Consider the following 1,213-nt stretch of genomic DNA (forward strand, 5'->3'; position numbering starts at 1 on the left):
GTCACATCGTTCCAGAATGGCGTTTCACCCCGATGATTCTCCCGGCCCTCCGCCATATAATAAAAGGTTCTGGGGGCAGGGACTTTTTCGGCATTGAGAATCAGGGCAATTTTGCGGAAACCGTTGCCCTGCAACCGCAGGTCAAAGATGTGCCGCACTACCGGAGCTGTCACCGGGTCAATCTCCAGAATGTGCTTGTCCGCAGCGCTCTTCCGGTAGCCGAGGGGCGCATAGCAGCCAACATATTTCCCAGCCTTGAAGGTGGACAGCTTCACCGCTTTGATTTTGTTGCTGGTGTCCCGCGCATAGAGGTCGTTCATGACATTTTTCAGAATAACCAGCATCTCATTGTTCTTGCGGATGGTATCCACACCATCATTAAGGGCAATGAAACGGCATCCGAGGGACGGAAAAATGAAGTCGGTATATTTGCCCGCTTCAATGTAATCACGACCGAGCCTGCTGAGGTCTTTGGTTAGTACCAAATTGATCTTGTGGTCGGTCGCGTCCTGTACCAGCCGGTTGAACCCGGGCCGGTCAAAAGTCGTACCGGAGACCCCATCGTCGCAGTAGTAATCGTAGAGCGTCCAGCCCTGTTCCCGCACATACCGGGCGAGCATTTCTTTTTGATTTTCGATTGACACAGACTCACCGGCGCGTTCATCGTCCCGGCTCAGTCTGGCGTAGATTCCAACACTGTACTGTTCCTGCATTTTCTTCTTTAACCTCCCGAAATGCAGTGCGTATCACAATCAGAAATCCTGATTGTATTATACCACCGCGCCGCTGTTGATTCCACTGGGCAAAGTGCTGGGATTCACTGCGCCCTTTCCAGCTTTTCCATCGTCAGGGCATCCAGCACATCGCCCATCATTAAATCTCCGGCAAAGAAGCTGCGAACATGGTAGACGGTTCCATCCTCCATGTAGAGGTCGATCTGGTCGGGGATTCCCAATTTCTTTAATTCCTGCGGACAGTCATTTTCAATTCGGTTATATTGTTTCTCCATATTCAAAAATCCTCCGTATTCGTCGTGTGTAGCACAGCAGCCCACCGCAATCAAGGAATCGGCTTCGCCTCGCTGCGCGTCCTTGACAGCGGTGTTCTGCCGTGCCGGTGGGGTTATCAAGGCGGCTAAGGCCGCCCTTTGCCAAAAGACTTTGACTGGTCATGATTCTGTTCACATGATGTGCTCCTTCCCGCTGGCGGGAGG

Annotated in this window: 2 protein-coding genes; both read right to left on the bottom strand. The window is 52.3% G+C overall.

Annotated elements, in window-relative coordinates; genetic code table 11:
• Nucleotides 1-713 (bottom strand): recombinase family protein (locus tag B5F54_RS17070; protein WP_172749786.1); only part of this gene is annotated, 713 nt, incomplete at its 3' end.
• 104 nt (nucleotides 714-817) lie between these two features.
• Nucleotides 818-1,129: a hypothetical protein gene (locus tag B5F54_RS17075; protein WP_087235330.1), complete on the bottom strand. Its 312-nt coding sequence runs from the start codon at nucleotides 1,127-1,129 to the stop codon at nucleotides 818-820.
• Between the last annotated feature and the right edge of the window lie 84 nt (nucleotides 1,130-1,213).

Origin of the sequence: Anaeromassilibacillus sp. An250, from assembly GCF_002159845.1 — a bacterium.
GTDB classification, from domain to species: domain Bacteria; phylum Bacillota; class Clostridia; order Oscillospirales; family Acutalibacteraceae; genus Anaeromassilibacillus; species Anaeromassilibacillus stercoravium.